The 25,978-nt window shown below is 67.9% G+C and carries 25 protein-coding genes and 1 riboswitch; of the genes, 7 read left to right on the forward strand and 18 right to left on the reverse strand.

The window, feature by feature from the left end; genetic code table 11:
• Positions 1–4 precede the first annotated feature (4 nt).
• From ON37_RS30055 to ON37_RS30070, 4 genes are read right to left on the reverse strand one after another with little or no spacing between them, the layout of a single operon-like run.
• Entirely contained in the window at positions 5–745 is a 741-nt protein-coding gene (locus ON37_RS30055; protein WP_040724346.1) for an ABC transporter ATP-binding protein, read from the reverse strand.
• Entirely contained in the window at positions 721–1,575 is an 855-nt protein-coding gene (locus ON37_RS30060) for an ABC transporter permease (protein ID WP_040724348.1), read from the reverse strand. Before ON37_RS30060 ends, ON37_RS30055 begins: the two co-directional genes overlap by 25 nt.
• A gap of 4 nt (positions 1,576–1,579) precedes the next feature.
• On the reverse strand, positions 1,580–2,665 hold the full coding sequence (locus ON37_RS30065) for an ABC transporter substrate-binding protein (RefSeq protein ID WP_245553573.1): 1,086 nt from the start codon (positions 2,663–2,665) through the stop codon (positions 1,580–1,582).
• A gap of 53 nt (positions 2,666–2,718) precedes the next feature.
• Positions 2,719–3,930, reverse strand: coding sequence for an ROK family transcriptional regulator (locus tag ON37_RS30070; protein ID WP_083893402.1), 1,212 nt, complete (start codon positions 3,928–3,930; stop codon positions 2,719–2,721).
• Positions 3,931–4,265: 335 nt separating this feature from the next.
• On the opposite strand from ON37_RS30070, the gene ON37_RS30075 reads away from it, so the two are divergent.
• Positions 4,266–5,252 (forward strand): TauD/TfdA dioxygenase family protein, encoded by a 987-nt coding sequence (locus tag ON37_RS30075; protein ID WP_051032317.1) that lies wholly within the window; start codon positions 4,266–4,268, stop codon positions 5,250–5,252.
• A gap of 83 nt (positions 5,253–5,335) precedes the next feature.
• Here the strand turns inward: ON37_RS30075 and ON37_RS30080 are convergent, their stop codons facing one another.
• The 4 genes from ON37_RS30080 to ON37_RS30095 all read right to left on the reverse strand — a co-directional run bounded on the left by ON37_RS30080 (position 5,336) and on the right by ON37_RS30095 (position 10,222).
• Positions 5,336–6,223: an alpha/beta fold hydrolase gene (locus ON37_RS30080; protein WP_040724353.1), complete on the reverse strand. Its 888-nt coding sequence runs from the start codon at positions 6,221–6,223 to the stop codon at positions 5,336–5,338.
• Positions 6,224–6,506: 283 nt separating this feature from the next.
• The gene (locus ON37_RS30085) at positions 6,507–8,249 is read right to left on the reverse strand and encodes an NRAMP family divalent metal transporter (protein WP_040724356.1); all 1,743 of its coding nucleotides are present in this window, start codon (positions 8,247–8,249) and stop codon (positions 6,507–6,509) included.
• A gap of 146 nt (positions 8,250–8,395) precedes the next feature.
• Positions 8,396–8,545, reverse strand: a complete 150-nt coding sequence (locus ON37_RS33600; RefSeq protein WP_168441312.1) for a hypothetical protein — start codon at positions 8,543–8,545, stop codon at positions 8,396–8,398.
• Between the two features lie 289 nt (positions 8,546–8,834).
• Positions 8,835–9,006, reverse strand: a riboswitch (M-box (ykoK) riboswitch).
• 121 nt (positions 9,007–9,127) lie between these two features.
• Complete coding sequence (locus tag ON37_RS30095; protein ID WP_040724361.1) at positions 9,128–10,222, reverse strand: SMI1/KNR4 family protein; 1,095 nt, start codon at positions 10,220–10,222, stop codon at positions 9,128–9,130.
• 374 nt (positions 10,223–10,596) lie between these two features.
• Between ON37_RS30095 and ON37_RS30100 the strand changes: the two genes are divergently transcribed.
• Genes ON37_RS30100 through ON37_RS30110 form a run of 3 tightly spaced genes read left to right on the forward strand, consistent with a single transcriptional unit; the run spans position 10,597 to position 13,315 of the window.
• Positions 10,597–10,992, forward strand: coding sequence for a hypothetical protein (locus ON37_RS30100; RefSeq protein ID WP_040724363.1), 396 nt, complete (start codon positions 10,597–10,599; stop codon positions 10,990–10,992).
• The gene (locus ON37_RS30105) at positions 10,989–11,402 is read left to right on the forward strand and encodes a hypothetical protein (protein WP_040724365.1); all 414 of its coding nucleotides are present in this window, start codon (positions 10,989–10,991) and stop codon (positions 11,400–11,402) included. The genes ON37_RS30100 and ON37_RS30105 overlap by 4 nt, the downstream gene beginning before the upstream one ends.
• Positions 11,399–13,315, forward strand: coding sequence for a hypothetical protein (locus ON37_RS30110; protein WP_040724367.1), 1,917 nt, complete (start codon positions 11,399–11,401; stop codon positions 13,313–13,315). The genes ON37_RS30105 and ON37_RS30110 overlap by 4 nt, the downstream gene beginning before the upstream one ends.
• Before the next feature lie 172 nt (positions 13,316–13,487).
• Here the strand turns inward: ON37_RS30110 and ON37_RS30115 are convergent, their stop codons facing one another.
• Both ON37_RS30115 and ON37_RS30120 read right to left on the reverse strand, forming a co-directional pair.
• A complete protein-coding gene (locus ON37_RS30115; protein ID WP_051032318.1) occupies positions 13,488–14,003 on the reverse strand; it encodes a VOC family protein in 516 nt (171 codons plus the stop codon).
• Positions 14,004–14,158: 155 nt separating this feature from the next.
• Positions 14,159–14,821 (reverse strand): TetR/AcrR family transcriptional regulator, encoded by a 663-nt coding sequence (locus ON37_RS30120; protein WP_245553574.1) that lies wholly within the window; start codon positions 14,819–14,821, stop codon positions 14,159–14,161.
• A gap of 240 nt (positions 14,822–15,061) precedes the next feature.
• Between ON37_RS30120 and ON37_RS30125 the strand changes: the two genes are divergently transcribed.
• The gene (locus tag ON37_RS30125) at positions 15,062–15,403 is read left to right on the forward strand and encodes a hypothetical protein (RefSeq protein ID WP_051032319.1); all 342 of its coding nucleotides are present in this window, start codon (positions 15,062–15,064) and stop codon (positions 15,401–15,403) included.
• A gap of 138 nt (positions 15,404–15,541) precedes the next feature.
• Here the strand turns inward: ON37_RS30125 and ON37_RS30130 are convergent, their stop codons facing one another.
• The 3 genes from ON37_RS30130 to ON37_RS34855 all read right to left on the reverse strand — a co-directional run bounded on the left by ON37_RS30130 (position 15,542) and on the right by ON37_RS34855 (position 19,843).
• On the reverse strand, positions 15,542–18,778 hold the full coding sequence (locus ON37_RS30130) for a protein kinase domain-containing protein (RefSeq protein ID WP_040724372.1): 3,237 nt from the start codon (positions 18,776–18,778) through the stop codon (positions 15,542–15,544).
• Between the two features lie 69 nt (positions 18,779–18,847).
• Positions 18,848–19,366 (reverse strand): alcohol dehydrogenase catalytic domain-containing protein, encoded by a 519-nt coding sequence (locus ON37_RS30135; protein ID WP_051032320.1) that lies wholly within the window; start codon positions 19,364–19,366, stop codon positions 18,848–18,850.
• Positions 19,367–19,567: 201 nt separating this feature from the next.
• Positions 19,568–19,843, reverse strand: coding sequence for an alpha/beta hydrolase (locus ON37_RS34855; protein WP_040724375.1), 276 nt, complete (start codon positions 19,841–19,843; stop codon positions 19,568–19,570).
• A 298-nt stretch (positions 19,844–20,141) separates the two neighbouring features.
• Here ON37_RS34855 and ON37_RS30145 point away from each other — a divergent pair, with 298 nt between their 5' ends.
• The gene (locus ON37_RS30145) at positions 20,142–20,720 is read left to right on the forward strand and encodes a TetR/AcrR family transcriptional regulator (RefSeq protein ID WP_040724377.1); all 579 of its coding nucleotides are present in this window, start codon (positions 20,142–20,144) and stop codon (positions 20,718–20,720) included.
• A gap of 185 nt (positions 20,721–20,905) precedes the next feature.
• On the opposite strand, the gene ON37_RS30150 is transcribed toward ON37_RS30145, so the two are convergent.
• From ON37_RS30150 to ON37_RS30160, 3 genes are all read right to left on the reverse strand, one after another.
• Positions 20,906–21,682 (reverse strand): enoyl-CoA hydratase, encoded by a 777-nt coding sequence (locus ON37_RS30150; RefSeq protein ID WP_040724379.1) that lies wholly within the window; start codon positions 21,680–21,682, stop codon positions 20,906–20,908.
• Between the two features lie 64 nt (positions 21,683–21,746).
• Positions 21,747–22,178 carry a PPOX class F420-dependent oxidoreductase gene (locus ON37_RS30155; protein ID WP_051032322.1) on the reverse strand — a complete coding sequence of 144 codons (432 nt, stop codon included), beginning with the start codon at positions 22,176–22,178 and terminating at the stop codon, positions 21,747–21,749.
• A 91-nt stretch (positions 22,179–22,269) separates the two neighbouring features.
• On the reverse strand, positions 22,270–22,857 hold the full coding sequence (locus ON37_RS30160) for a TetR/AcrR family transcriptional regulator (protein WP_040724420.1): 588 nt from the start codon (positions 22,855–22,857) through the stop codon (positions 22,270–22,272).
• Positions 22,858–22,985: 128 nt separating this feature from the next.
• On the opposite strand from ON37_RS30160, the gene ON37_RS30165 reads away from it, so the two are divergent.
• Entirely contained in the window at positions 22,986–23,468 is a 483-nt protein-coding gene (locus tag ON37_RS30165; protein ID WP_040724382.1) for a 2-thiouracil desulfurase family protein, read from the forward strand.
• A gap of 199 nt (positions 23,469–23,667) precedes the next feature.
• Here the strand turns inward: ON37_RS30165 and ON37_RS30170 are convergent, their stop codons facing one another.
• Positions 23,668–24,423 carry a Mut7-C RNAse domain-containing protein gene (locus tag ON37_RS30170; protein WP_040724384.1) on the reverse strand — a complete coding sequence of 252 codons (756 nt, stop codon included), beginning with the start codon at positions 24,421–24,423 and terminating at the stop codon, positions 23,668–23,670.
• Positions 24,424–24,533: 110 nt separating this feature from the next.
• Positions 24,534–25,978: amidase (locus ON37_RS30175; RefSeq protein WP_245553576.1), on the reverse strand; the 1,445-nt coding region annotated here is incomplete at its 5' end.

Genomic DNA, 25,978 nt, shown 5'->3' on the forward strand with positions numbered 1-25,978 from the left:
GCGCTCAGGCCGCGATCGGATCGGCGCCCAGCGCGCTCAGCAGCGAGCGGCGGATCTGCTGGAACTGTGGTTGCGCCGGGTCACGCGGGCCGTCGATGTCGATAGGGATATCGATATCGATGCGGCCGCGGTCGAGAATCAGCACCCGCTGCGCGAGGGTGATGGCCTCGTCGACGTCGTGGGTAACCAACAGCACAGTCGGGCGATGAGCCGCGACGAGGCGGCGCAGCAGGACGTGCATGCGGATGCGGGTCAGCGCGTCCAGGGCGCCGAAGGGTTCGTCGGCCAGCAGCAGTTCCGGCTCGCCCACCAGGGCTCGGGCCAGCGCGGCACGCTGTTGCTCGCCGCCGGACAGCTCTCCGGGCCACGCCTTTTCGCGGCCGGCCAGGCCGACCTCGCCGAGCAACGCGGAGGCCGCGGCCCGGCGGGAGCGGGGCTGACCGTAGAGAACGTTGGGCAGTACCCGTTTCCAGGGCAGCAGCCGGGAATCCTGGAACACCATGGACGTCCGCTCCGGCACGCGCAACAGGCCCTCGCCGGCCACGCCGTGGTCGATGCCGGCCAGCGCTCGCAGTAGCGTGGACTTGCCGGATCCGCTCTTGCCGAGCAGCGCCACGAACTGGCCCTCGGGAATGGTCAGATCGAGGTTGTCGAGTACGGCTCGGCCGCCGAATCTGCGGGTCAGCCCGTCCAGTTGCACACCCGCCCCGGGGTCGGGGGTCAGTCCGCCAGAGTTTGCCGCCACGACAGCACCTTTCGCTCCAGGATCCGGATGCCGGAATCGCATGCCAGGCCGAAAATTCCGTAGACGGCGAGCGCGACGAGGATGACGTCGGCCTGGCCGTAGTTCTGGGCGTCCTGCATCATCTTTCCCAGACCGTCGGTCGCGTTGACCGACTCGACCACCACCAGCACCAGCCACGACGTATTCACCGCGAGCCGCAATCCGAGGAAGAAGCCCGGCAGCGATCCGGGAATCACCACCTGCCGGATGAAGTCGAAGCGGGAAACGCCCTGGATCTCCGACAATTCGACGAGCCGCCGGTCGATACCGGTCAGTGCGGAATGGGTGGGCACGTAGAGGGTGACCGCGGCCGCGAGCATGATCAGCACGATCTTGAAACCGTTGCCGATACCGAGCCAGAGAATCATCAGCGGCACCAGGCCCAAAGTGGGAATCGAGCGTTTGAGCTGAACCACGCCGTCCACCAGCGAGTCTCCGACCCGGGACAGGCCGGCGATCAGCGCGAGGGCGGTGCCGATCAGGATCCCCAGGAAGACCCCGGTGGCCACCCGCTGCATGGACACCGCGATAGTGGTGAGCAGGTGCCCCTCGGTGAGCAGGTCCCACCCGGTCCACACCACCGTCCACGGCGCGGACAATTTGCGCGGATCCAGGAGTCCTAGATACGCCCCCGCCGACCAGGCGGCGAGGAGCAGCACCACACCGAGTAGCCGTGCGAACGGGATCTGCCGGCGCAGGCCGAGGCGGCGGCGCGCGGGCCGGGCGGTGAAGCCCGCCGCGACGGCGGGACGCGCGCCGAGCGCGGGAAGATGTGCGGAGACGACGGTCATCGGGTCACCCCTGTGCCTTGGTGCGATATTGCGGGGCCACCGCGTCGGCGGCGATTTTCTCGAATCGCCGATCGAACACCTGGTGGGCGTCGAAGGACTTCCCGAAGGCACCCGAGGAGGTGATCAAGTCGATCGTCTGCTGTTCCCAGTCGATCGACTTGTCCCAGTTATCCGGAAAATACGGCCGTTCGGTCGTGGCCATGATGCGGCGGCCGTCGGCCTCGCTCACGCCCTGATTCTTGACGTAGTAGTCGGCGATCCACCGGTCCTGGTTCTCCCATTCCCAGACCTTCGCGCGCGCCCAGAATTTGACGAATTCCGTGACGGCCGCGAGCTTTGCGTCGTCGGCCAGCACCGAGGTCGGCGCCCAGAGCACGCTCAACGCGTCGACCGCGTCGGATGGCACCGTGCCGGCGCCCTCGGATCGATATTGCGCGAGGTATTTCGTCAGCGACGGTTCGGCCAGCGGCGCCACATCGACCTGTTTGCCCTGCAGCGCGGTGAGGAATTGCGGGCTGTTGAGCTGAACGAGGGTGACGTCGGAGGTGCTGAGCCCGGCCTGCTGCAGGGTCCGCAGCACCACACCGCCCTGGGCTTGGCCGGGCGAGAAGGCGATCTTCTTACCCCGCAGGTCCTGCAGGCTGTGGATGGTGCTGCCCGGCGCGGTGGCGAGGCCGTAGTTGGGGGTGTTGCGCCAGAGCACGGCGACGATGCGCGTGTCGAGGCCCTGCGCATGTGCCTGGATGGACGGGATGCCGGCGTTACTGGCCAACTCCACCGCGCCGCCCTTGAAAGCCTGGATCACATCCGGGCCGGCGGAGACGTTCGGCCAATCGGGCACGGTGAAGGGCAACTTATCGATCTGACCGCTACTGGTCAGAGCAACCTTCATATCGGTCGCCGAGATCTTCAGCGAGGTCCCCGGCGGCACGCTGGTCGGTAGCGGTTTGCTGAAGTCGGCGGACCCTCCGGAGGCCGCACAGGCCGACGATGCACAGGCGGCGACCAGCACCACGAACGACGCCGCGCCGACCCTGCGGGTGAGGCGCATCCTACGCGTGGACGGTCGCGCTTCGAGCAGCTTTCTCATCCATCGATGGTCGCGAATTCCGTTGCGGCCCACAATATTCGGTCCACTTAAAATTACCGAGACTCGAACTGCGGTGACTCGAAGCGCGGCACGGGCTCCTCCTTCCGGTGGGTGCCGAAGCCCTCCGCCGCGACGGCGAGCGGATCGGCGTAGAGCCGATGCAGCAACACCGCCGCGGCGGCGGTCTCCAGCGAGCGGTTGGGGAACGACGTGCCGATGATGCGGTGCCGGGCGGAACGCACCTGCGCTCGCGCGGCGATCGCGTCGAAGTAGGTGGCGCGCACCGCTGGCAGGCCGGTGAAGGCCCGGTCGGTGATGATCAGCGTCTCCGGATTGAGCACGTCGAGCAGCGCGGCGGCCACGGCGGCGAGTCCGCGCGCCCGATCCTCGAACAGGGCATGGGCTCGCGGATCGGTTTCGGCGGCGGCGATGAGCGCCGGAATCGTGGGCTCCGCGACAAGTCCCAAACCGGCCGCGCGCCGTTCGAGCGAGCGATCGGAATAGGTGTCGAGCGGGCCCGGGCCACCCGGGCCCAAGTCGGACGGCACGAGCGTGGCCAGCGAGCCGGCCGAGGAACCGGGGCCGTAGTGGACGCGCCCGTCGACGGCGAAGGCCGCATCGATCACATTGCCGACGAACAGCACGGCGGCCGAGGCGTCGAAATCGAGAGCGCCGAACAGTTGTTCCGCGTGCACCATCGCGCGGGCGTGGCTGTCGAGTTCCACCGGCAGGCCGGTGAGCTGCACCAGCACGTCGCGGACGAGCGTGTCCTCCAGGCGCAGCAGCGGATGCGACAGCACCACGCCGGCTTCCGGGTCGACCCAGCCGCCGGTGGCGACCCCGGCCCCGAACAGGCGGGTATCGTCCGGAAGGTCGCGGCGCAGCGCGGCGAGTACGGCGGCCGCGTCGGCGACCAGATCCGCCCCCTCGAGGGTCCGGTGCGGAATCAGCGCACTCGAGACGATCGTGCCGGCGATGTCGACCACCGCCACCCGGGTCTGGGTGGCCGCGAAATGGATGGCCGCCACCGCATTCCGGCGATCGAGCTCGAGCGGCGAATGCGGCCGGCCCACCCGCTGCGAGCGGTCCACCGGCGGCGCTTCGCGCAGCAGTCCTGCCTCGAGCAGTGCCCGGGTCTGACTCGTCACCGTCGCCGGTGACAGCCCCGCGTGGGCGGCGACCACCGAGCGCGACGCGCCACCCAATGCCAGGATCGCGCGAAGTACCGCGCCCGCGGCCGTCGGCCACCCTCTCGCCGGTCTCATAGGCCTCGGTCCCGTCTGGTTCCCATACGTCTGTGGCCGACCCTACGAGACCGGGCGACGTTCGGCACCGTTCCGCATCAGCATGATCCGAACTCGGGCAAATCGGCCCTGCGGCACGCCGGGGTGCCATTGTATAACCGCTCGGAATTTCTTTGCCGGGAAAAATAAATAACGCGCATATTTGAAATCACGGCGACGGCAACAAGTGCGGCGGAAGAGGTTCCGAAATTATCATCGGAACCGTCGTGGGTCGGAAAGAATTGTGCCCCACGGTATCTCACGCACCAATGGCGACTCTCGGCCCGGTGCATTCGAATGCGATGGAGTGTAGTGAAATGACACTGGCTGTCGAAAAGAACGAAACGACCGAAGGTAATGACGGCGCTTTCACTGTGCATCGGGTGGCCGGGCATATCGGCGCGGAAATCGGGGGACTGGATCTCAGCAAGCCCCTCGACGACGAGACCGTCGCGCGGCTGCGCCGCAAGCTGCTGAAGTACAAGGTGCTGTTCTTCCGTAACCAGCACCTCGGCCACGCCGAGCAGATCGAGTTCGGCCGCCGCTTCGGCGAACTCACCCACGCGCACCCGCACGAGGACGCGCCGCCCAGCGATGCCCCGCAGATCCTGACCATCGACCCTCGGGTCTACGAGCGGCGCTACGGCTCGGCACGGCCGGACTCCCAGGAGCGCCAGTACAGCTACTACAGCGGCTGGCACACCGATGTGACCGCCTCGGTGAACCCGCCGGCCATCTCCATCCTGCGCTCGGAGGTGGTTCCCGAATTCGGCGGCGACACCACCTGGACGAATCTCGTTGCGGCATACGAGGGTCTGTCCCAGCCGCTGCGTGCGCTCGCCGACGGGCTCACCGCGGTGCACCGGTTCTCGGCGGGCCGCAAGTTCGACGACAACGAGGCCTACGCCCGCCGGATCAACGACAATCTGCTGATCTCGGAACATCCGGTGGTGCGGGTGCATCCCGAAACCGGTGAGCGGGCACTGTTCGTCAACCCCGGCTTCACCGATCACATCGTCGGGCTGTCACCCGTCGAGAGTGCCAAGATCCTCGACCTGTTCTTCGGCCACCTCAGCAGTCCCCGGTACACGGTCCGGTTCCGCTGGGACGCCCACAGCGTCGCCGTCTGGGACAACCGCTCGACCGCCCACCTCGGTCCCCAGGACCTCGGCCACCTCGACGTGACCCGGACCCTGCACCGCGTGACGGTGGTCGGCGACCGTCCGGTGGGCCCGGACGGTTTCGTCTCGCAGATCATCGCGGGCGAGGAGTTCACCACCGAGGCCAAGGTCAAGGTCTCCTGAGGAATCGGCGGCCCACCCCGGCCGGTGGGCCGCCGCCCGCGGGCTTTTCGCGATGGTGTCGGCGAACCGGCCCGCCCGGCGGCTCAGGACGATCCGTGTCCGCGCGCGTCCAGGGCGAGCATGGCCGCAGCGACCCGGTCGGTCGCGGCGTCGGGCAGGGCGGTGCCCATGTCGTCGAGGACGAGGAGCCGCGCCCCGGGGATTTCCGCCGCGAGGGCCTCGCCGTTGCCGACCGGGAAGGACGGGTCGGCGCGACCGTGCACGACGAGTGTCGGCAGGTCGAGTTCAGCGAGCCGTTCCCGCCATCGCGGGGCGCAGTCGAGCCGGGAGAACATCATGCCCAGTTGGTTGGCCTGGTGCACCGCGGGATCGTCGGACGGTGTCCGGTCCCAGATCCGCGCCGCTGTCGCCCGTGCCTGGTGTGGGTCGTTGCCCATCACCCCGGCGCCCTCGGCGGCAAGCGCCGCGACGGCCTCGCGGTCGGTCCAGTCCGGCCATGGACGGGAGAACAACGCGCCCATGACCGTGCCATCGTGGTCGGGTAGGTCCGCATCGACCGGGCCCGGCGCCACCGGGCGAGTGCCGACGAGAGTCAGTGCGGAGAAGACGTGCGGATGGTCCAGCGCGGCGACCTGAGCGACCATCCCCCCGACGCCGACCCCGCCGAGATGGGCAGTCCCGCCGCCGAGCGCCTGGACCAGCGCGACCGAGTCGGCCGCGAGATCACGCAGGTCGTAGGCCGGATTCTGTGGGGCGAGGGTCGTCGACGCGCCGCAGTCGCGCAGGTCGTAGCGGACCACGCGCCGCCCGCCCGAGGCCAGCCGCTCGCACAGGATGTCCGGCCAGGAGAGCATCGTCGTGCCACCGACCAGAAGAACCAGCGGGTCGTGTTCGCGGCCGAAACTTTCGATGCCGAGATCGACATCGTTGGCCCGGACCGTGGTGGTGCCCGAGTGGATTGATCCTGTCATGCCTGCGCTCCTGTCTTTCGGTGCGGCCCACAGGCTGGTACGACAGGTTCGCGCGAAAGTCATCGGTGCAGGGGCGGTCTCGCCCGGTTTCGCTGCCGCTGTCGCCACCTCGGTCGGATGCGTCGGACATGTCGGCGCGGCCGGGCAATTCACCCGGTGGGCAACGTAACTGGATACCTTGTCGGCGTGGGGATTTCGCGTGTCACCGGATTGAGCATTCGTGCGGGCGAGACGGCGACCGGGGTGGTGAGCGTGGAAACGGCCCACCACCCCGGCTGGTGGATCAGCCCGCCATTCGCTGGAAGATCTGGACGACGACGAGAACAACCGCGATGAGCAGATAGCCCCGCAGCGCGATCATCCCAGCGGTGCGCAGTGGTGAGAACGCCGGCCGCGGAAGGGTGTCGAGGGCGGGGGTGCGCCAGGTGTCGCGGTCGTGGTCACGGATCTGTCTGCGTTCGGCGCGGCTGAGGGGAGTGTCGTCGAGTTCTTCGATCTGATCGGGATCCAGACCGCCGAGCTCCGCGGCCGTGCGTTCGGCCGCTGCGCGATCGGTGCGGCGTCTGCCGAGCATGATCGCGACCCCGCCGAGCACACCGACGAGCGCGCCGACGCCGAAGCCGATTTCCAGTGTGGCGGTGGAGATATCGGGAAACAACGTCGCCGCAGTGAGCGCCAGCGACAGCAACACCAGCGCCCACACGATGAGGGCGGCGGCGATGTTCTGGCGAGTGGTATTGACCCACGGGCCGAGGACTGCCTTGTCGTTGCACAGCAGCACCAGAAAGACGGTGGCGGACGGCAGCAGCACCCCGGCCAATGCCTGTACGCCCTGGGTCAGCGACCCGAGGGCGTGGTCGGGGCTGAACGACACGGCCGCGGCGAGTGCGAGCAGCAGCGCGTAGCCGGCGTAGAACAGGGGCGCCTCGCCGATCTTCCAGTGCAGCGAGTGCCGCCGTCCCAGGGTGTCGCCGAGGGCATAGGTGGTGGCCAAACCGACCGCGTTGGCACCGACGAGTGAGGCATCGAGCAGCAGGATCGCGAACAGCGCACCGGCGGCCGCGCCCACATGGTCGTGCAGGCCGCGGGCAACCGCGCCCGCGTCGGTGAAACCGCCGACCGCATCGGGAGCGAGTCCGAACGCGGCCGCGGTCATGATCGCGACGGCTCCGGCCATGACGACGACGATGCCGACCCACAGGTCGATGCGCTCGTAGCGGATCCACCGGGGCGTGATCCGCTTGTCGACGATATTGGACTGCTGGAAGAACAACTGCCACGGCGCGACCGTCGTCCCGACGATGGACACGATCAGCAGCAGCAGGGTGGAGTTCAGCCCGCCGGGCAACGACGGAACGATCCCCGACACGGCGCTCGCGATCTTCGGATGGACCAGGAAGGCCAAGGGGAACATCACGACGTCGATCGCGATGAGCGTGAACAGGAATCTCTCCCAGCGCCGGAACGACCCACCCGCGACCATCGTGAACAGCAGCACCGCGGCCAGCGGGACCGAGACCGCGCGGGGAATGTCGAAGTAGTTCAAAGCCATTGTGACACCGATGAATTCGGTGACGATCGTCATGGCGTTCACGAGGAACAGGTCGCCCACGCTGAACGCGCCCCAGAATTTGCCGAACTGGGAGAAGATGAGCCGGGCGTGGCCGACGCCGGCGACCGCGCCGAGACGGACGACCATCTCCTGGTTGACGTACAGCACCGGGATCAGCAGGGCCAGGGTCCAGACCAGGCCCATGCCGTAGTTCTGCCCGGCTTGGGCGTAGGTCGCGACGCCACCGGCATCGTTGTCGCCGGCCATGACGATCAGACCGGGCCCCAGGATCGCCAGCAGCATCGTGAATCGCTGGGCGCGGGTGCGTCCGTCCGCGGTCTCGTGCTGTCCGATCCGCCCGAGAGCGCCGACGATATCGCCGACGTGGGCGCTGTCCGTGGTCGCGGTGACGGTCGTCGGCCCGGTTGTGACGGTGGTGGTGCGGCGGGCCGAGCCGCCGGGGAAGAAGGCCATTGCCGTTCCTCGTTTCGACAAGCTGAACGCGCGACTGGTCGAGCGCAGGTGGTGAGCGAATGGTGGCGGTCGTACCGGCGAACGGTCGCCGGTACGACCGGTGCTGCGTTGCGGCGGAACAGCTTTCGCTGTTCAGGCCCCCGGTGCTATCGGTGCCGCGGGTGTGCGCCCAGGGAGGCGGAGACCACGGCCGGCGGCAGGTGGGCGAGGCGAAGGTTGTGCCGTTCCTCGGGGGTGAGGTGGTAGCGGGCCCGGACGCGGCGGGCCGAATCGGTGAGAAATGCGGTGAAGCTCATGACACACTCCGTGAAGAAGAGCCGGCGAGCCACAGCACTACGAACACGCGCAGGCCACCCGCACAGCTGCCTCGGGCACGGCGAAGTGCCCGAAACGGCTGGGTGTAGTGGGCTCAGGCGATGGGTGCGCCGCAGCAAGCCGGGAACGAAACAGCGGTTCGAACCGAACTCGGATGCGGACTGTCTCCGGGTGGCATCTCGTCCCTCACCTCCTTGCTGCCAGGACGCATGTGCGCGTCGGAACCTTCGAACCGACAGCCGGGGTTGTATCGTCGCGAGCGGCGAACGATGCGCACCCCTCTCGTCAGAGCTTCGGCACTGTACGACGTATCTCCCTGTGGGAGAAGCCACTTCGGATCATCCCTTAATCCGGGAAGATCTGTCCTAACCCTGGGCGTCTCTCGACGTCGTCGGATCAGTGGCCTGTGTTCGTACAGGAGCCTCGCCTAGCGAGGTGCTGACCGCACTATGGTGCATGTCTGGTCCGGCGCTGTCAAACAGCCTGTCGCGGCGGCGTACCCGACTCCGGCCCGGCCCGGCAGACCCCTCGCGCTGGTTCCGGGTCGTGGCGATCCATCGCGATCACCTTCCCGCGACGCCGTGGATCTCCAGCTGGACGGTCTGAACGAGGACATCGGTTGCGGGTTCGGCGACCACCCTGATGCGTAACGCGGCAGATTTCTTGGCGGGCACCGATATTTCCGTCGCGATAGGCAGGCGAACCCACGTCCTGTCCCATTGCTCGAAAATGTCCGTCGGTCGGTCCGAGGGAGCGGCGGATTCGGTGACCGCGGGGCCGTCGACCAACGCTTCGATTCCGATGCGTGATGGCGTTCCGTCGACAGCGATGTCGACGGAGCCGGAGAGCGTATAAACCGTTCCCGGCGAGAGTATTCCGCCCTCGAGCCGAATAGTGTGGTGATCGCCGTCGAGGGTGATCAGCCTGCGGAGTTTTCCGGTGCGAAAGAAATATTCCTGGTCTCCGCCGCTTTCGTCGAACGAGAGCAGCCACAGGAGCGACCCATGATGCAACCGCTGCCAACCTTGCCCGTTCGATTGCGGTTGCCACCCCGGCGGATGATCGTCGATAGAGCCATCGCTGAGCGACAGGCGTGGCGCATCTCCGTAATCGCTGTCGTGATCCCCGTGCAGGTGCCACCGCAACGGGAGACCGATGCCCCCCACCAGGTCGTCCGCCCCCTCGAACTCGCCGTCGACGACGCCGGTGAGAAACTCGGCCATGCCCCCGTCGAAACGATGCCAGCAATCGTCGAGGTCCCGGTCTCGGAAATACACATACACCGGCCACGTGTCCGGATCGGAATCGGGATATTCGTCGTCGACGAACCAGAAGCAGCGATCTCCGTCCTCATTCCCTCCCCATTCGATCAGCCGGCCTGCGGGCAGGTCTTCGGAGTGACCGAAACTGTAGTCGTCGAACCAGGCGTCCCGTCTTTCGACGACCAGGTCGTCGGAGTATCGGTCGATCGGATAGAACACCGATAATTCCCCATTGATCGATCCCGCGCCGTACCGGTCGATGAATTCTTTGTAGTCGGCGGGCAGGCCGTGGCCGAGTGTTTCTTCGATCTCCCGCCAATAGGGCAGCGGTGAAACCGGCAGCGGTGACGGTGGCAAAAGGTCGGCGAGCTGGGTGACCGCGGAACGCCGTGGCATGTCGCAAATTTCCTTCGATTATGATCGGTCCCGGTTGACGGGAAGGGATGCTACTCGTATTCGTCGAATACGCCGTGTGCGCGCTTCCCGCCGGTGGGATTCTCGGCGATATTGCCGGGGAAATGCGAAGGGCGATTTCCCGTCGCTCGGCACCGGAGTCCTCGTTTTCGGCTTTCTGGTGACAACTCCGGTACGGATGACGATGCTGCGGGCCTGCTGCCGGTGCTGGTGCGGCGGATCGAGCATCGCCCGGGCGCCGCAGCGATGCTCGCGCCGGATGCGGCGGCCGGTCGGCTTCGCGTATGACCGATGCCACAATCGCACCGCGAATTGCCATCGCGGGGAAGCCCTTTCGAGACGCTTATCATCGACATATGGGCGAGCTGGATCTGGGCAATGGCAGCAGTCTGCCGCTCTATCTCGACCCTGACACTTTCGACTCGGCAGTCGCCGGGGTGGTGTGGACCTACGACAGCCTGACACGGCTGCTGGGCAGCTTGAAAAACACCGGCATCGACAACCCGGGTCTCGGCGATGGCGCGGTCGCGTCGGCGTGCGCGGAATTCCGCGGGGCGTGGGTTACCGAAACCGAGCTCACCGCCAAGGCCGTCGGCATCATCGTGGACCTGCTGCCACGGGTCGAACGCGATTATCAGGACACCGATCGGGATGGCGGCGGGAGTATCGGCGCCGCCGGTGACAGCAACGGTGCGGTGCCCTCGGTGGTACCACCGGTCACCGATTCTTCGGGCCGCCCACCGCGCGGATGACCGGCGACCGTCGCTTCGATTCCCGCCTGCGCACTCTGGATGTGGCGGCTGCGCTGGCCGCGGGGATGTCGGGCTCCCCGGACGATCGAGATACGGTGCTCGCGGAGGCGGCGGTCGCCGCCGCGGTGCAACTCGGAGATATTGGGGTCGGGCCGAATCCGGTTGCGTTCCTCGCGGGTTGCGTACGCACCATGGGGCTGCCCGCCGTCCGGCGGCTACCCGAACCGCTGATCGGTGCCCGAGCGACGGCGACCATTCGCGCCTGGATGACGGCGGCTTGTTCCGCCGAGGAACCGGATGTCGCCCGCGACGAGCGCTTCGCCCGGTGGTTGGAGATGGTGGCCGCCGTCCTGCGGTCGCGGCGCGCCCTCGTCCGCGGCGCCGCCCCGACGCCGTGGAGCTCCTCATGATCAGCAAGACGTGGCAACGGGTCGGCGCCGGATTGCTCGGCGGTGCCATCTCGCTGGCGCCTTTTCCCGGCGCGGCGCTGATCGGCGGGGCGGTCGGCGGCGTTCTCACGGGGATGGTCGACGGCCGGTCGGGGACGGACCTCTTGGTCGACGCGGGCATCGGTGCGCTGAGCGGGCAACTCGGCAAGGGGATTCGCGGGCTACCCGCCGTGCTGGGCAAGAATGCGGGCAAGATGCCCGGTGTCGGGAAATACCTGTCGTCGCTCGCTGCCCGACTGCCAGCCGGTGCCGGCGCGACGGCGGGAAAGCTCCTTCAGTTCACGACAGTGGGTTTGGTGAGTACGGGCTACCCCCATCTGTACAACGAATTGTGGCTGAGCAACGAATCGTCCCAGCGGCTCCCCGAGCTACCGCTGCCGGCAAAGAGCGAACGTTTGAAAGCGCTGGAATTGGCGTTGGAGTCGATGCAACTCGGCCTCAACCGTCGTCATTTGCAGGCCGCCATCGACATTGCGCTCCACGTGCCGGCGTTGCCCGGTTCCACGACAGCGGTCGACGCCGAGGCAGATGCGATGGCCGACGCCGCGTCGATGTACAAGGTCATGCACAGCGAGCTCGAGCACGTCGCGAAAGAGAAGCTGCCGACCGCGTGGCGTGGTCATGCCGGCGAGACGGCTGCGGATGCGGTGTCGTCGTTCGCCGGGGCTGTCCGGCACGCACAGGGCGCGTTCGAGTCGGCGAACGAGGCGTTGCGTCTCTGGTCGGACGCAATGGCGACGACGCAGCGACAGGACTCGGGCGCGGTGAAAGGACTCGCCGACGCGCGCGCCCAGCTCGGCAGCAAGACCGATGAAGAGATCCGCCGGCCCGCCATCGACAGCTGCCGAGTTCGGATCACCGCGACGAAGGCGTACGAGGCGGCGGCAAGGATATGCGCGTCGTCGCTGGGCGCGGCCGCCCAGGCCGCGCGAGCCCGAGTCGTCAAGGCGCCCGGTGTCGACCCGGTCGATGCCGAAACCCTCGCCTACGCCGGCCAAGCAGGCGGAGCGCCCAGCCCATTCGGTGACATCCTCACGCCGGTGGCATTGACCCGGGCCTCGCAGCGGCTCTCGGCGATGTCATCCCGTGAGCGCTCCGCGTTCGACAAGCTGGTGAGCGATGCCAAGTCGCCGCAGGAGGCGGCCTATCTGTGGGAGGCGTTGGCCGCCGGATATTCGCTGCCCGATATCACCGCGTTCGACAAGCAAATCCACGGCCACGGGGACAACCTCTATTGGCTTTGGAAACATCTGCACGTCGACGACCTTGCCGACAACCGAACCGTGCGTGACGGCAGGCGAGACCTCGGCTACACCCCCAACCAGGTGGCCGCGGCAGCGACCTACGCCCAGGACCGGGGGAACTGCACCTCGGCGTCCACGGTGGTCGCCCGGTTGGACGCCGATCCGGTGCTGATGCTGGGTGTGACCACGGGCACCGGCCCGGCGGCTGTGAGCGGCCCCGCCGCCGGCAACGACAGCCCGAAGGCCTTCCGGGACCGGCTGGTGCGGGTCTACAACGACAACTTCGACCCCGACCTCACCCCCGAGCCACCAGGCGACGGGAAGATGGTGAACAACCTGCTGAAACCGATCACCGGCAGCAGCTACCACATTGCCGCCCTGTCCACCGAGGAGGCACGGCAAGCGGCCCTGCCGAAGATCGAGGCCGCGGTGGCCGCGGGCAAGCCCGTCCCGATCGTGCTCGCGCCGAAGGAGGGGGACAAACATCAGGTGGTGGTGGTCGCCACCCGGCCCGGTCGGTTGCAGATCTACAACCCGTGGGGTTTCACCCAGTGGGTGACCACCGAGCAATTCGTCAAGTCCGAGATGCCGGACATCGAACGGCCGGACGAAGTCATCCTCCCGAACTGAGAATCACCTTGCCCGTCCTGGCGCTCGACAGCGGACTCGGCGCCGCGGCCGCGTTATCGGCCTGGTCCGCGAGTGGGCTCATGCTGGAGGCTGCGCCCCTCGAATACCCTCGAGCGCAACGGATCCCACCCGCGGAACTGTGGATCGCCCGACCCGGCGACAGACCGTCGGGCTATTCGGGCGCACCCGCCGGCGCCATCGACTGCTGTGCCTTGATGATCGAATCCATCAGCGACGGCTTATCGGTGGCGAAGGCCAGCTTTTCCATTCCGCCGTACGGGTTTTCGAAGCTTGCGACTTCCTCGGGGGAATTGTCCGCGTACACTTCGAGCTCGTTGCCGTCGGGGTCGTAGAAGTAGACGCTCTTGGTCACGCCGTGGTTGACCGTGTAGGCGATCTCGACATTCTCGCGGAGCAGCGTCTCGTAAGCCTCGATCAGATCGGCTTCGCTGCGGAGCTTGAACGCGAAATGCTCCATTCCGACCTGATAGAAGGTTCCACCGGGAGCTTCGGTGCCGAGCTCGGCGATACCGAGCTCGTGGTGGTCACGGCCCGTCGACAGAAAGACGACGCTCGGATCGATTCTGCCCATGACCTTCAGTCCGAGGATCCGCGTGTAGAAGTCGAGCGACTTCTCCAAACTGCGGACCTTGATGACGACGTGCGCGACCCGCTCGATTTTGATCATTCCGGTTGGCCTTTCAACTTCTGCCTTGGTGGGTGCTGTTACGGTTGAGCGTACTAGATCAATCTATCTAGTGCGAGCACGATTCTTTCCGGGCTCGAAATCCCTTCTCGCTCGGAACGATTCGCGCAGCAAGTCCCACCGGCTGCGACGGGGTGCTATCCGACGAGGGCCGCCTTCGCGCGGGCCACCTCGTCCGCCGTCAACGGCTCGGCCGCCAGCGGCGTGCGCGGGACAGGGTCGGCCCGCACGCCGTCCAGGACGATGCTCATATATCGCCGCCAGACATCCGGGTTCACCGGTCTGGCGAAACCGGCGATCGACTCGACCATATTCACCATCGCGAACAGGTCGGTGGCAGTGACGCCGGGACGCAGCACCCCTTCGGCGAGAGCCTTGTCGATCAATCCCAGGACCATGGGGCGGATCCGTTCCCGGACCGAAGCGAAGCGCTGCTCGGCATCGGGTAGTTCGAGCATCACCTCGCCGAAGCCACGATTGGCCGCCATATGTTCGCAGTACCACTCGAACAGGCGAGTCAGGCCGCGCCAGGTGTCGGGGTCACGGAAGGCCGACTCGGTCGCCTCGGCCATGGCCGTCACGGTCTGCTCGAAGGCCTCGGCGACAAGCCGCTTCTTGTCCGAGAAATGCCGGTACACCGTGCCCACTCCGACGCCGGCCGCCTCGGCCACGTTGTCGAGGGTCACCTCGAGCCCACGCTCGGCGAACAGGTCGGTCGCCGCCCGCAGGATGCGCGAATGATTGCGGGCGGCATCGGCGCGTGGGCGCCGAGGAGTGGGAAGGCCCATCGCATGACTCACGACCGGATCGTAACCACCCGCGAGTTCGGCAGCCGAGTCCCGTGGGTACCCGGCTTCCGAAAACAGGTAGGGGAGTAGGTAGTTCTCCCGTCGCCGATCGCGCGTTCCCGAACGAGGCTGGGCAGGTCAGTTCGATCACTACCGCTCGGGGACGCCATGAATGCACAGGAGCGACAGCGCAGTCGTTCCGGGGGGAGCCACGGTGCGCACCGGTCCCATCGTCCGCCACCGGCCCGAGCCGTGGCCCGGGAAGGAGCGACCGTCGCCTACGACTCGTCGTGGGTTCGCTCGGCGCTGAGTCAATTGGATTTTCTCGCCGCCGGCCGGTCCGTCGCCGCGGAGATGGCGACAATGGTCGAATTCGCCGTCCGCTGGGCTCCGTTCGGGGGCGCCGGCTCGGGAGATCTGCTCGTGACATTCGGTGTCGACCGGAGACGGTTCCTGGAATTGCTGACCGAAGGGCTGAAGCCCAGGCGAACCGACAACTCGGAGCAGCGCTGGCTCAAGCGCAGCTTGGCGGACGCGCTGATACCGGCATGGGGCGGCGACCGTGAGATCGCGATGCGGGCCGGGCGTTGGTGACGTTCGCCGAGCAGGCTCGGCTCGCGACCGGGGGTGATGTGCATGTGCGAATCTGGTTGGGCCGAAGCACGTCTGCCGAACGAGCGGTTGTTCCTGGATCCGCACCCCCGTCGGCCACCCGGGTAACGGCGTGACGAATCAGAGGTCGGGGTGCGCGGCGACCCACCTCGCGATCTGCAGGCGGGAGGTGAAGCCGAGCTTGGTGAGGATATGTTCCACGTGTCCCTCGGCCGTGCGTTGTGAAATGACGAGCTGTGCGGCGATCGCCTTGTTCGACAGGCCTCGGGCGACGAGCTCGGCGACCTCGAGCTCGCGCTTGGTCAGGGTTCCGCCACCACGCCGTGGGGCCCGGACCTCCGACCGTTCGCGGAGTACGAAGGCTACGGCGGAATCGAATGTCATGGCGGCGCCTTCGCCGAACGCAGCCTCGAACGCTTTGCCCCCGAGCCCGGCGCGACTGTCGCGCGCGCACTCCGTATGGTGCGTGAGCAGGTCGGGAAAGACGAAGGCAGCGCTGCCGGCGACGCTGACCAATGCCTCGGCGGCGCCCATCAACGTGGCGGCGCGCCGATCATCGTGTTGCTCGCATGCCACCCAGGCCGAGGTTTCCGTGCAGGCCGCGGCGACGAGCGGATCCGCGACCAGCCGGGCCGACCGAATCCCCTCCGCCAGCAAGCGGATAGCGCGGTCGGGCTCGCCCACCCGCCAGGCCACATATCCGTCGCCCCACAGCGCCCAGGACCGCAGCATCGTCTCGCCGGCCGACTCGGTGATGCTCAACACCTGCCCGAAGCATTCGGTCGCCCGGGACGTGGCGCCCAGCAGGGCGTACGACCATCCGAGGGAGATCAGGGCATCCAATCGCAGGCTCACCTCCCCGAATTCCTCGTAGCGGTCGATGGCTTCGGCCACGAGGTGGTGCGCGCGGTCCAGATCCCCGTCGCTGGTCATCAGCACGACGGCACCCTCGGCGTGCGCGACGACCGCATCGACCGCGGGGTCGTCGGCGTCCTCGGCGAGCTGCTTCAGCTGCGTCAATATCTCCGTGGTGTCGGCGAAGTCGCGCTGGATGACGGCGAGCGCTCCCGCGGCGTAGAGGGCCTTGGCTCGATCGACGGCCGACGCGGGGCCGGCGTGGGGGAGCGCGCGAGCGAACCACCGGCGCCCCTCGCCGAGCCGTCCGCGCATCATCCAGAACAGATGGAGCGCGGTGGTCATCCGGACGGCGACCTCCGTGGAGTTCGCTACGGCGAATTCCAGTGCCGCACGAAGATTGGGCAGCTCTCGCTCGAGCCGGGCGATCCAGCGCAACTGCTGCGGGCCGATCCATTCGGCCTCGGCCCGCAGCGTCATCCGAAGACACCAGTCCTGGTGCCGCCGAGCCGATTCGAGGTCGTCGCCGCGCTCCTGTGCCTTGTGCCGACCGTATTCCTGAACGGTCTCGAGCATCCGGAAGCGGACCGTCCGATCGACGTCCTCACGGATCAGAATGGACTTGTCGACCAGCGCCGACACCGCGTCGAGCAGTGCCGGCCGGGCCAAGGCGCCGCCGCAGACCGGTTCGACGGCATCGAGCTCGAAACCGCCTGTGAAGACCGACAATTGCGCCCGCAGCCATTGCTCGTCCGGGGTGCACAGGTCGTAACTCCAGCCGATGCACCAGGCCAGCGTCTGCTGCCGCATCGGGGCACCGCGCCGGCCGCGAGTCAGCAGACCGTAGCGGTCGTCGAGCCCGGACAGAATCTCGGCGGGCGACATCGTGCGCAGCCGCGCCGCCGCGAGTTCGATCGCCAGCGGCAGCCCGTCCAGCCGCGCGCAGATCCGCGCCACATCGTCCCGGTTGTCGTCGGTGATGCGGAATCCGGACACCACCGCGGCGCCGCGCTCGGCGAACAACTCCACCGCGTCGTCGGCGCCGGCGGGGGCGGCCGGTCCGGCCTGCCGATCGGGAAGATTCAGCGGAGGCACACCGAACACCGATTCGCCGCTGACATCGAGTGGCTGCCGGCTCGTCGCCAGAATCCGCACTCGCGGACAGGCCCGCAACAGCGATTCCGTCAGCGGTGTGACCGCGTCGATCACCTGCTCGCAATTGTCGAGAACCAGCAGGATCGCACGGCTGGACAGATAGCCGATCAGAAGGTCCAGTGTCGACCCGGCACCTCTGCTGCGGAGTCCGAACGCGGTGGCCACGGCGTCGACCAGAAGGGCGGGATCACGCACATCGCCCAGCTCCGCGAGCCAGACGCCGTCGGCGAATTCACCTTTCACCTTGTGCGCGACCCGCAGGGCGAGGCGCGATTTTCCGACTCCTCCGATCCCGGTGAGGGTCACCAGCCGCGACGTCGTGACGAGATTCCCGACCTCGGCGACCTGGCTGCGCCGGCCGACGAAACTGGTCAGCTCGAGCGGTAGATTCCCGGTGCGGCCGGGCTGGGCGCCGGCCGGTACCACCGGTCGCGGAGAAGAGTGTTCGAATTCGGCGGGCACCGGGATTCGGTCCATCAGCAGCCCGTGTCGCTGTTGCACCTGCTGGAGCTGATCACCGAGCGTCGCGGCGGCCGGGCGGCGAGCCGGGTCGTGCGACATCGCGTCTTCGATCACGCGACACACGTCGTCGGGAATGCCGAGGTCGCGCAGATCCGGAATCGGCTGTTCGGTGATCCGTAGGAACTGGGCGACCACCTGTTCACCGTCGCGGCGCTCGTAGGCGGCATGACCGGTGATCGCGCAGAACAGGGTGGCGCCCAATCCGTACACGTCGGAGGCCTCGCTCGGTGCGTCACCCCGCAGCACCTCGGGCGCGGTGAAGGCCGGGGATCCGGTGACGGTGCCGGTGGCGGTTTCGAAGCCGCCGGTGATGTGGGCGATGCCGAAGTCCGTCAACGCCGGCTCACCGTAGTCGGTCAGTAATATGTTCGCCGGTTTGACATCTCGGTGCAGCACGCCCGCACGGTGCGCCGTTTCGAGGGCTCCCGCGATCATCACGCCGAGATGGAGAACTTCCGGCAGCGGTAACGGACCGCCGCGGTGAATACGGTCGTGCAGTGAGCCGCGCGAGTGGTACGGCATCACCAGATACGGGTGACCGTTGCCGGTGGCGCCGACCTCCAGCATCTCGACGATGTTCGGATGTCCGGTCGGTCGCGCCATCGCCCGCTGCTCGCGCAGGAATCGCTCGCGATCGTCGTCGAACTCCTCAGTGAGCACCTTGACCGCCACCGTGCGCTCCACGCCGATCTGGCGACATCGATAAACCTCTCCGAATCCACCGCGGCCGATCTGCTCGGCGTCCTCGAAACCCGCAGTGCTCAGTTCCGTGATGACGTCGACACCGACATCACGCTGGGTCTTGGACGGATCGTTCTCGGCCATCGGCTACTCGTGATCTGCCAGCGGGTACCAGCCAGACTATCCCCATCCGCGCGCTCGCGAGCCCGGCTGTCAGGGGACGGTGGCCGCGCTGGTGGGGTCGATGAGGATCTTGGCGTGCCGCACGGCATGCCAGGCGACCGCCATCGGTTCGGTGAGCGCCGCGTGTGCGGGCGGCAGGCCGTTCGGCACCGCGAACGTCATCGATTCCTGTACGACGATCTGCTCGGAGTAGGCACCCGGCACCTGCGTGGAGGATCCGACGATCTGGACGTCGCGACCGTTGCGGCACATGGGCATCGCGACCACCGGCGTACCGGTTTTCCAGCGACGGTGGGTATCCCGGCCGTATTCGACTACCTGGCCGGAGAATTCGTGACCGAAAACGACTGTGTCGTCGTGGCGCGGCAACTTGTCGTAACCGACGGTCGCGAACATGCCGGCGAGTTGGTCGCTGTGGACGCGAGCGTGGAGATCCGAACCGCAGATACCGCATCGGGAGACATCGAGCAGGACTTGTCCCGGTCCCGGCCGAGGATTCGGGACGTCGGTGACTTCCAGTTTTCCGGAGCTGCATACGACTGCCTTCATATTCGCAGCGTATGGTCCGGACCGGCGCGCGATAACCCGCCATTCGGCGGATATCGACCGATATCGGTGCACGGTTTGGCGGCACCGCGGTATTCGCGGTCGGGAATTCTCGGCCCGAAAACAGCACGGGTGTGCCGCCGGCGTCGTTGCCGGCGGCACACCGGCCGCCACGGAAGGTATTTCCGTGGAGTCTTTTTCGGGTCAGCGTTCCAGCGCCCGACGGAAATACGCGGTACGAGTCGAGAACGAGGCGCGGGCGACAGCCGCCTGTGTGATGTTCTCGTACCCGTGGAAACCACCTGCCCAGACGTGCAGGTCCACACTCACTCCGGCCCGGCTGAGATTCCTGGCATAGTCGATCGCTTCGTCGCGAAAGCCCTCCGCGTCACCGACATCGATGAATGTGTGAGGGAGCCCGGAGAGGTCGGTCGCCCGCGCGGGCGCCGAGGCCCAGGCCAGCGCGATCTGGGTGACCAAGACGTTGCGCCAAGGCAACAGTCCCGGTACGGCTTCGAGGAAGAGGCTTTGCGCATTCCATGGGGCCGGACGGCGCGGAGTAGTGCGAAAGCTTGTGCGCGGACGCGGGAGCTGCCGGACGGCCGGGGATCGGGCGCGGGGACGGTTGCTGACTGGACAGCCGACCGGGATCTATGCCGAAGGCGATCCCGCTGGGCCGAACGTCACATTCAGACAGATTGATCTAATGGCGTAATCTCGACGCATGGCATCCACCTCGTCAACCCTCGGTAAGCGGCCGGAAACGCGAGCTCGCCTCGTGGAGTCTGCGACGGAGCTGTTCAGCCGTCAGGGCTTCGGGGCCACCGGCATCAAGGCTGTGCTCGCCGCCGCCGAAGCGCCCTACGGGTCGCTGTATCACTTCTTTCCCGGCGGCAAGCAGGAACTCGGCGCCGCGGCCCTCACGCACGGCGGCGCCCGATATCGGGAGCTGCTCGAATCGGTGTACCCGCCCGGAGCCGACGTCGTCGAGGCGACCGCGAATTCGTTCGTGCAGGCTGCCGAGATGCTCGAGAAGACCGACTACCGCTACGCGTGCCCCATCGCGACGATCGCCCTGGAGGTCGCCAACAACGACGAGCTGATGCGAACCGCCGCCGCGGAGGCGTTCGAGTCGTGGTTGGAGGTATTGCAGGAACGTTTCACCACGGCCGGGATGACCGCCGACCGGGCGCGTGAAGTCGCGGTCGAGGTCTTCTGCCTGATCGAAGGATCGGTGCTGCTCGCGCGCACGACGCGCTCCTCGGCGCCGCTGCACACCGCCGGTCGCGCGGCCACCAGCGCGGTAGCGGCCGGTCTCGCCGCCGGCCGGTACGACCGCCCGGGCCGCGACAGCTGATCCGTCCCTGCAGGGCTGTGCACTAGGGGTCGCCACGGGTATTCGCCCGAGCCCCGCTCGCCGATATGCGCGCGTCATTCACCTCGTCGACGCACAGCGGTAGGCGTCATGTCGCCGACCTTCTCGGTGACGCAGCATGTGCGGCTGCCGCAGCACCTCGGTGTGTGACAGCCGCAACCGTCCGATCAGCGCAGTTGAGCCCGCCCGCGCTCGATCACCGCCTGGGCGTCCGCGGCGACACCGGCGGCCGCGTCGCCGGCCAGCCAGGCCGCTCCGGTGGCCGCCTCGATCTCGGCCTGCGGCGCCGACACGTGGTTCTGGATGCGGCGGTAGGAGCCGAGGAGGGTGGTGACCGCGGCCTGGTTGTTGGACGCGATATCGAGGGCCAACCGCCGCGCCGCAGGAAGCAGTTCCTCGTGCGGTACGACCTCGGTGACCAGACCGTGCGCGAGCGCGGTGTGGGCATCGACGAAATTGCCCGACAAGCTCATTCGGCGGGCGAACCCGAAACCGACGGCTTCCGGCAGGCGGACCGTCAGCCCCCACAGCGGCATCATGCCGACGCGGGCGTGGGTGTCGGCGAAGCGGGCCCGCTCCGAGGCGATGAGAAGGTCGCAGGCCAGGGCGAGCTCGAGACCACCGGTCACCGCGGCGCCGTTGATCGCGCCGATGATCGGTTTACCGATCGGGGTCCACGGGTGTCCGGCTGGAGCGTCACCCGCGCCGCCGGCACCGCCCATGTTGTCCCAGCCGCCTTCGGCGCCGATCACGCGCAGGTCGACGCCGGCGCAGAAAGCGGGGTCGGCACCGGTCAGGATCACCACGGAGACATCGGGATCGGAGTCGGCCGCGGCGAGCTGCGCTTGCAGTTCCCTGATCAACTGCGGCGACAACGCGTTGCGCGAATCGGGCCGGTTGAGGGTCAGTGTCAGGACGGAGTCGGCTTTGTCGGCGAGAAGCATAGTCGGATCCTAGGCGACGACCGGGCGCACGACCATAGAGTGATCTATCAACACTCTTCGCCTCTCAGCCCTGGGCTACGACCCGGATCGGGATCAGCCGCAGCGCGACCCGATCCGCGTCGCCGGCGGGAAAGGCGGCGGGATCGTGGCCGTAATGGCGCACGACGCGCTCGAACAGTTCGAGGTCCGAGTCGGGCTCGGTACTCGTCGTCCCGCGAATTTCCAAGGTGCGGAACGGGTTTGCGGGATCGATGACGAACAGCGTTGCCTTCGGGTGTGCGACGACGTTCTTGTACTTCTGGCGATCGGCCGGTACCGAGATGGCGATCGAATCCTTCTCGGCGAGGTACCACAGCGCGGTGACCTGAGGGATGCCGTCGGCGCCGACCGTGCTCAATGTCGCGGTGTGTGGGCTGTCGATGAGGTCGCGATGGGTTGGGGGATCGCGTGCATGGGTTTCCCTAAGTCCCGTTGGGGTTTCGCGTCGAGGCCGCAATCCGGACGCCGGAGGTGGTCGATCACGCATGGCGGCAGCGGTCCCGCCGCCTACCTCGCTTCCTTCCGGTGGTCGATGTAGTGCCCGCCAACTATCGCTGGAGATCGTCGAGATAGGCGTCGAGCTCCGTGATCGCCTGCTCGCTAGTGAGGTGTCCGGCCAGTCGCTGCAGGCTGAGGCCGTGGATGAGGGCATGGAGCCGGGTTGCCAGGTGGTCTCGCGCGGACGGGGTTCGGCGAATTCCGGCGTCGGCCTCCAGTTGGTCGACGGCGCGTCGGCACAGCCCCCGCATGGCCGTGAAATGCCGGCGCTGAACCCGTGCCAGCTCCGGATCGCTCAGCCCGAGGGCGACGAACGAGAACGCGATCGATGCCTCGGTGCTGCGCTGTTCATCCAAGGGCATGGTCTCGAGCAGGGCCGCCCGCACGGACGCGGGCACATCACCGTCCGGCGGCACGGCCTCGATCCGCCGCGTCACCTGGTCGATCACCTGTTCGGCGGCGAAGGCGAGCAACTCGGACTTCGTCGTGAAGTAGTACCGCAGCGCGCCGGTCGACCAGCCGGCCTCGGCGGCGACGGCTCGGATCGAAACGGCATCGACGCCGTCGCGGGCGATGACTCCCCACACGGCTTCGGCCAGCTCGACCCGCCGTGCCGCATGGTCGACGATCTTGGGCACACCCGAATTCGACACGTTCGTGTGAAATAAAGCAAGCTGCTTCGCCGGACGACTGCGGACGGCGAACTGCTGCGGGCAACATCGTCCTGGCATTGCTCAGTGCGGATCGCCGGCAAGGCCGAGCCACGATGACTACGGTGGATGTGGTGTCGAAGGTGATGGTCAGTGCGTGCCTGGCGGGAATACCGTGCCGCTACAACGGAGGCACGAAAACATCGGCAGCGGTTCTCGACCTGGTGCGAGCGGGTACCGCGGTGCCGTTCTGCGCGGAGACGGCAGCGGGACTGACCACACCGCGCCGACCGGTGGAGATCGTCGGTGGGGACGGCCATGCGGTCCTCGACGGAGACGCCACCGCGGTCGACGACACCGGGACCGACATGACCCGAGCGTTCATCGCGGGCGCCCGGCTGGCTCTGGACGCCGCTCGCGAAAACGGGGCGACCACAGCCATTCTGACCCCACGCAGCCCTTCGTGCGGGTGCGGGCACATCTACGACGGCACCTTCACTGGCACAATGCGCCGCGGTGACGGCGTCACCGCGGCGCTGCTCCGGCGCAACGGGATCACCGTCGTGTCACCGGCCGAAGTGGACTCCTCAGTCGAGTAGCACTCGTCGATCAGCTGCTCTTCGTAGCGGGCCTGGCGCGGCCGCCCGTGCCGGGCCGAATATTCGCTCGGATCGGCGATCCACCGGCCCATCCGGTTCGCCCGCCGCGCCAGCGGCCACCGGCGCCCGATCGTCGCGAGAACGGCGAGTGCCCCAGGCCGGCCGTGGAGCGGTGAAGTGAACCGCCCGGCGGCGACGGTCAGCGGCGTACCGCGGCGAGGATCCGCGCGACCAGATCGTCCAGTTGTCGCTGATGTGCGCCCGCCCAGTAGATCCGTCCGCACCCGGTGCAGCGGCGGAAGGTGTCGTAGTTCCGCCTGGTGCCGGGCGAAAGTTCGTGGGCGATTTCGTGTTTGGCGACCTCGGCGAGCGTCGCGCCGCAACGCAGGCAGCGGGTGAAGGGGGTGAGTCGGTCGGCGAGATCCAGGCGGGCGATCACCTCGACTATTTGCTCGAAGGGACGGTCGGCGCGGACGTACACGCCGTGGCCGACGATGCGCCGGGCGAGCAGGCCGCGGTCGCGGGTGAGCAGAATGCGGTGGTCGTCGGCGGAGATTTCGGCCAGCCGGGCGTCACTGGCGTCGAAGTCGCAGCGTACGTCCTGGCCCATCAACCGCAGCAGGCGCGCGAGACCGCCCAGATTGACATCGACCAGCATCCGCGGTTCCCGCAGCGGATGCGGGCGCACCCGGGTCAGCGCCGAGATGTCGAGACTTTCGAACACCGGGTAGGCCGCGAGCCGGTCGCCCGGGTGTGGACGGTGCCCGAAGTCGACCGATTCGCCGTTCACCAGCAGCAGGTCGATCTCGGTGTGCGGGACGCCGGCAGCTTCGACGACGTCTTTGACGGTCTGGTGCGGCCGGATCGGACGCCACAGTACGTCCCGGCGGGCGTGCGGCGGCAGGAAGTCGTTGAGTTCGGCGTACAGGCGCAGTTCTACGCCGGGCGCGGTCATACTCCCATGATCCAGCGCGGCGCTACGGGCTTCATCCCATGGACAGGGAGCCGTTCGATGTCCCACCGGCGTGCGGGCCCGCTGGGTAATGCGGACCCGCACCGTGGTCGCTACCGCCCGACGTGCACGGCCGGCCGACGGTCCGCCCACGGCATGGCGCGCTCGAGGTCTCCGGCCAGCGCCAGGAGCGTGGCCTCGTCGCCGTAACGTCCGGCGAACTGGAGGCCGATCGGCAGGCCCGCCGCGGATTCGGCCAGCGGCAGGGAGATGGCGGGCATGCCGGTGACGTTGAACAGGGCGGTGAAGCTGCCGTAGTCGAAGATCCGGTCGTACCACTCGCGGGCGCTCAACGAGGCGTCGTCGGCGTCGAGGTGACCCAGCGGGATCGGCGGCGTGCTGGTCGTGGGCGTCAGCAGCACGTCGTAGCGAGTGAGGAAGCCCGCGACCGCGCGGGTGGTCTGGTTGAACACCCGATCGGCGGCGTAGATGTCGAAGGCGGACAAGGTCTTTCCGTATTCGACGCACGCCAGCGTGGTCGCCTCCAGGTGCTCCCGGCCGGGCTCCACACCCAGCTGCGCCGACGCGCCCAGGACGGCATCGGCGAGGAAGCTGCACCATGCGTCGAGGTTGGCCTTGTCGAAGGCCGCCACGTCGAGCTCGGGCGCGGCTTCCTCGACGACGTGTCCCAGCTCGGCCAATCGCTCGGCGACCCGGTTCACCGCGGCCACGCATTCCGCGTCGACGGCGCGACCGGCGTCCATCGCAGTGGTGGTGACGGCGATCCGCAGCGGCCGGGAACCGGCGGCGGCGTGCTCGGCGTAGCTGCGCACCGGGCCGGGCAGCCGGTAGCGGTCACCGGGTTCGGCGCCGTGCACCGCGTCGAGCAATCGCGCGCAGTCCCGGACGGTACGGGTGAGGGCGAATTCGATGCCGAGGCCCAGTAGCGGGTCGGCGAAGTCCGGGCCGGGGGTGGTTCGCCCGCGGCTGGGCTTGAGACCGACCACACCGCACGCGGCCGCGGGAATACGGATCGAGCCGCCGCCGTCGTTGGCGTGCGCCATCGGCAGCGCGCCGCCGGCGACCAACGCCGCCGAAGCGCCGCTGGACCCGCCGGGGCTGCGGTCGGTGGCCCAGGGGTTGCGGCTGGGTCCGCCGTAGGCGAGGGCTTCGGTAGTGGCGTTGAACCCGAACTCCGGGCTGCGGGTGATCGCACCGATCGCCAGGCCGGCGCGGCGGAACCTCGCCACCAGATGAGTGTCCTCCGGGTAGGCGACACCCGCACCGAACAGCCGGCTGCCGCTGCGGCTCGGCACCCCGCCCGCGTGGGCGATGAGGTCCTTGAGCGCGAACGGCACCCCGGCGAACGGGCCGGACTCGTGGTAGTCGAGCGGCTGGTCGAAGCGCTCACCCGCCACAGCGGCCAGTTCGGGCTCGACCGCGTCGAGGGCGGTCGCGGCGGCCGTCCAGACTTCGGCCGCGCTGACCTGACCGTCGCGGATCAACTCCGCCAGACCGGTGGCGTCGTGTGCGGCGTATTCGGCGACATCCATGGGTT

Source organism: Nocardia veterana NBRC 100344, from assembly GCF_000308855.1.
GTDB lineage: Bacteria > Actinomycetota > Actinomycetes > Mycobacteriales > Mycobacteriaceae > Nocardia > Nocardia veterana.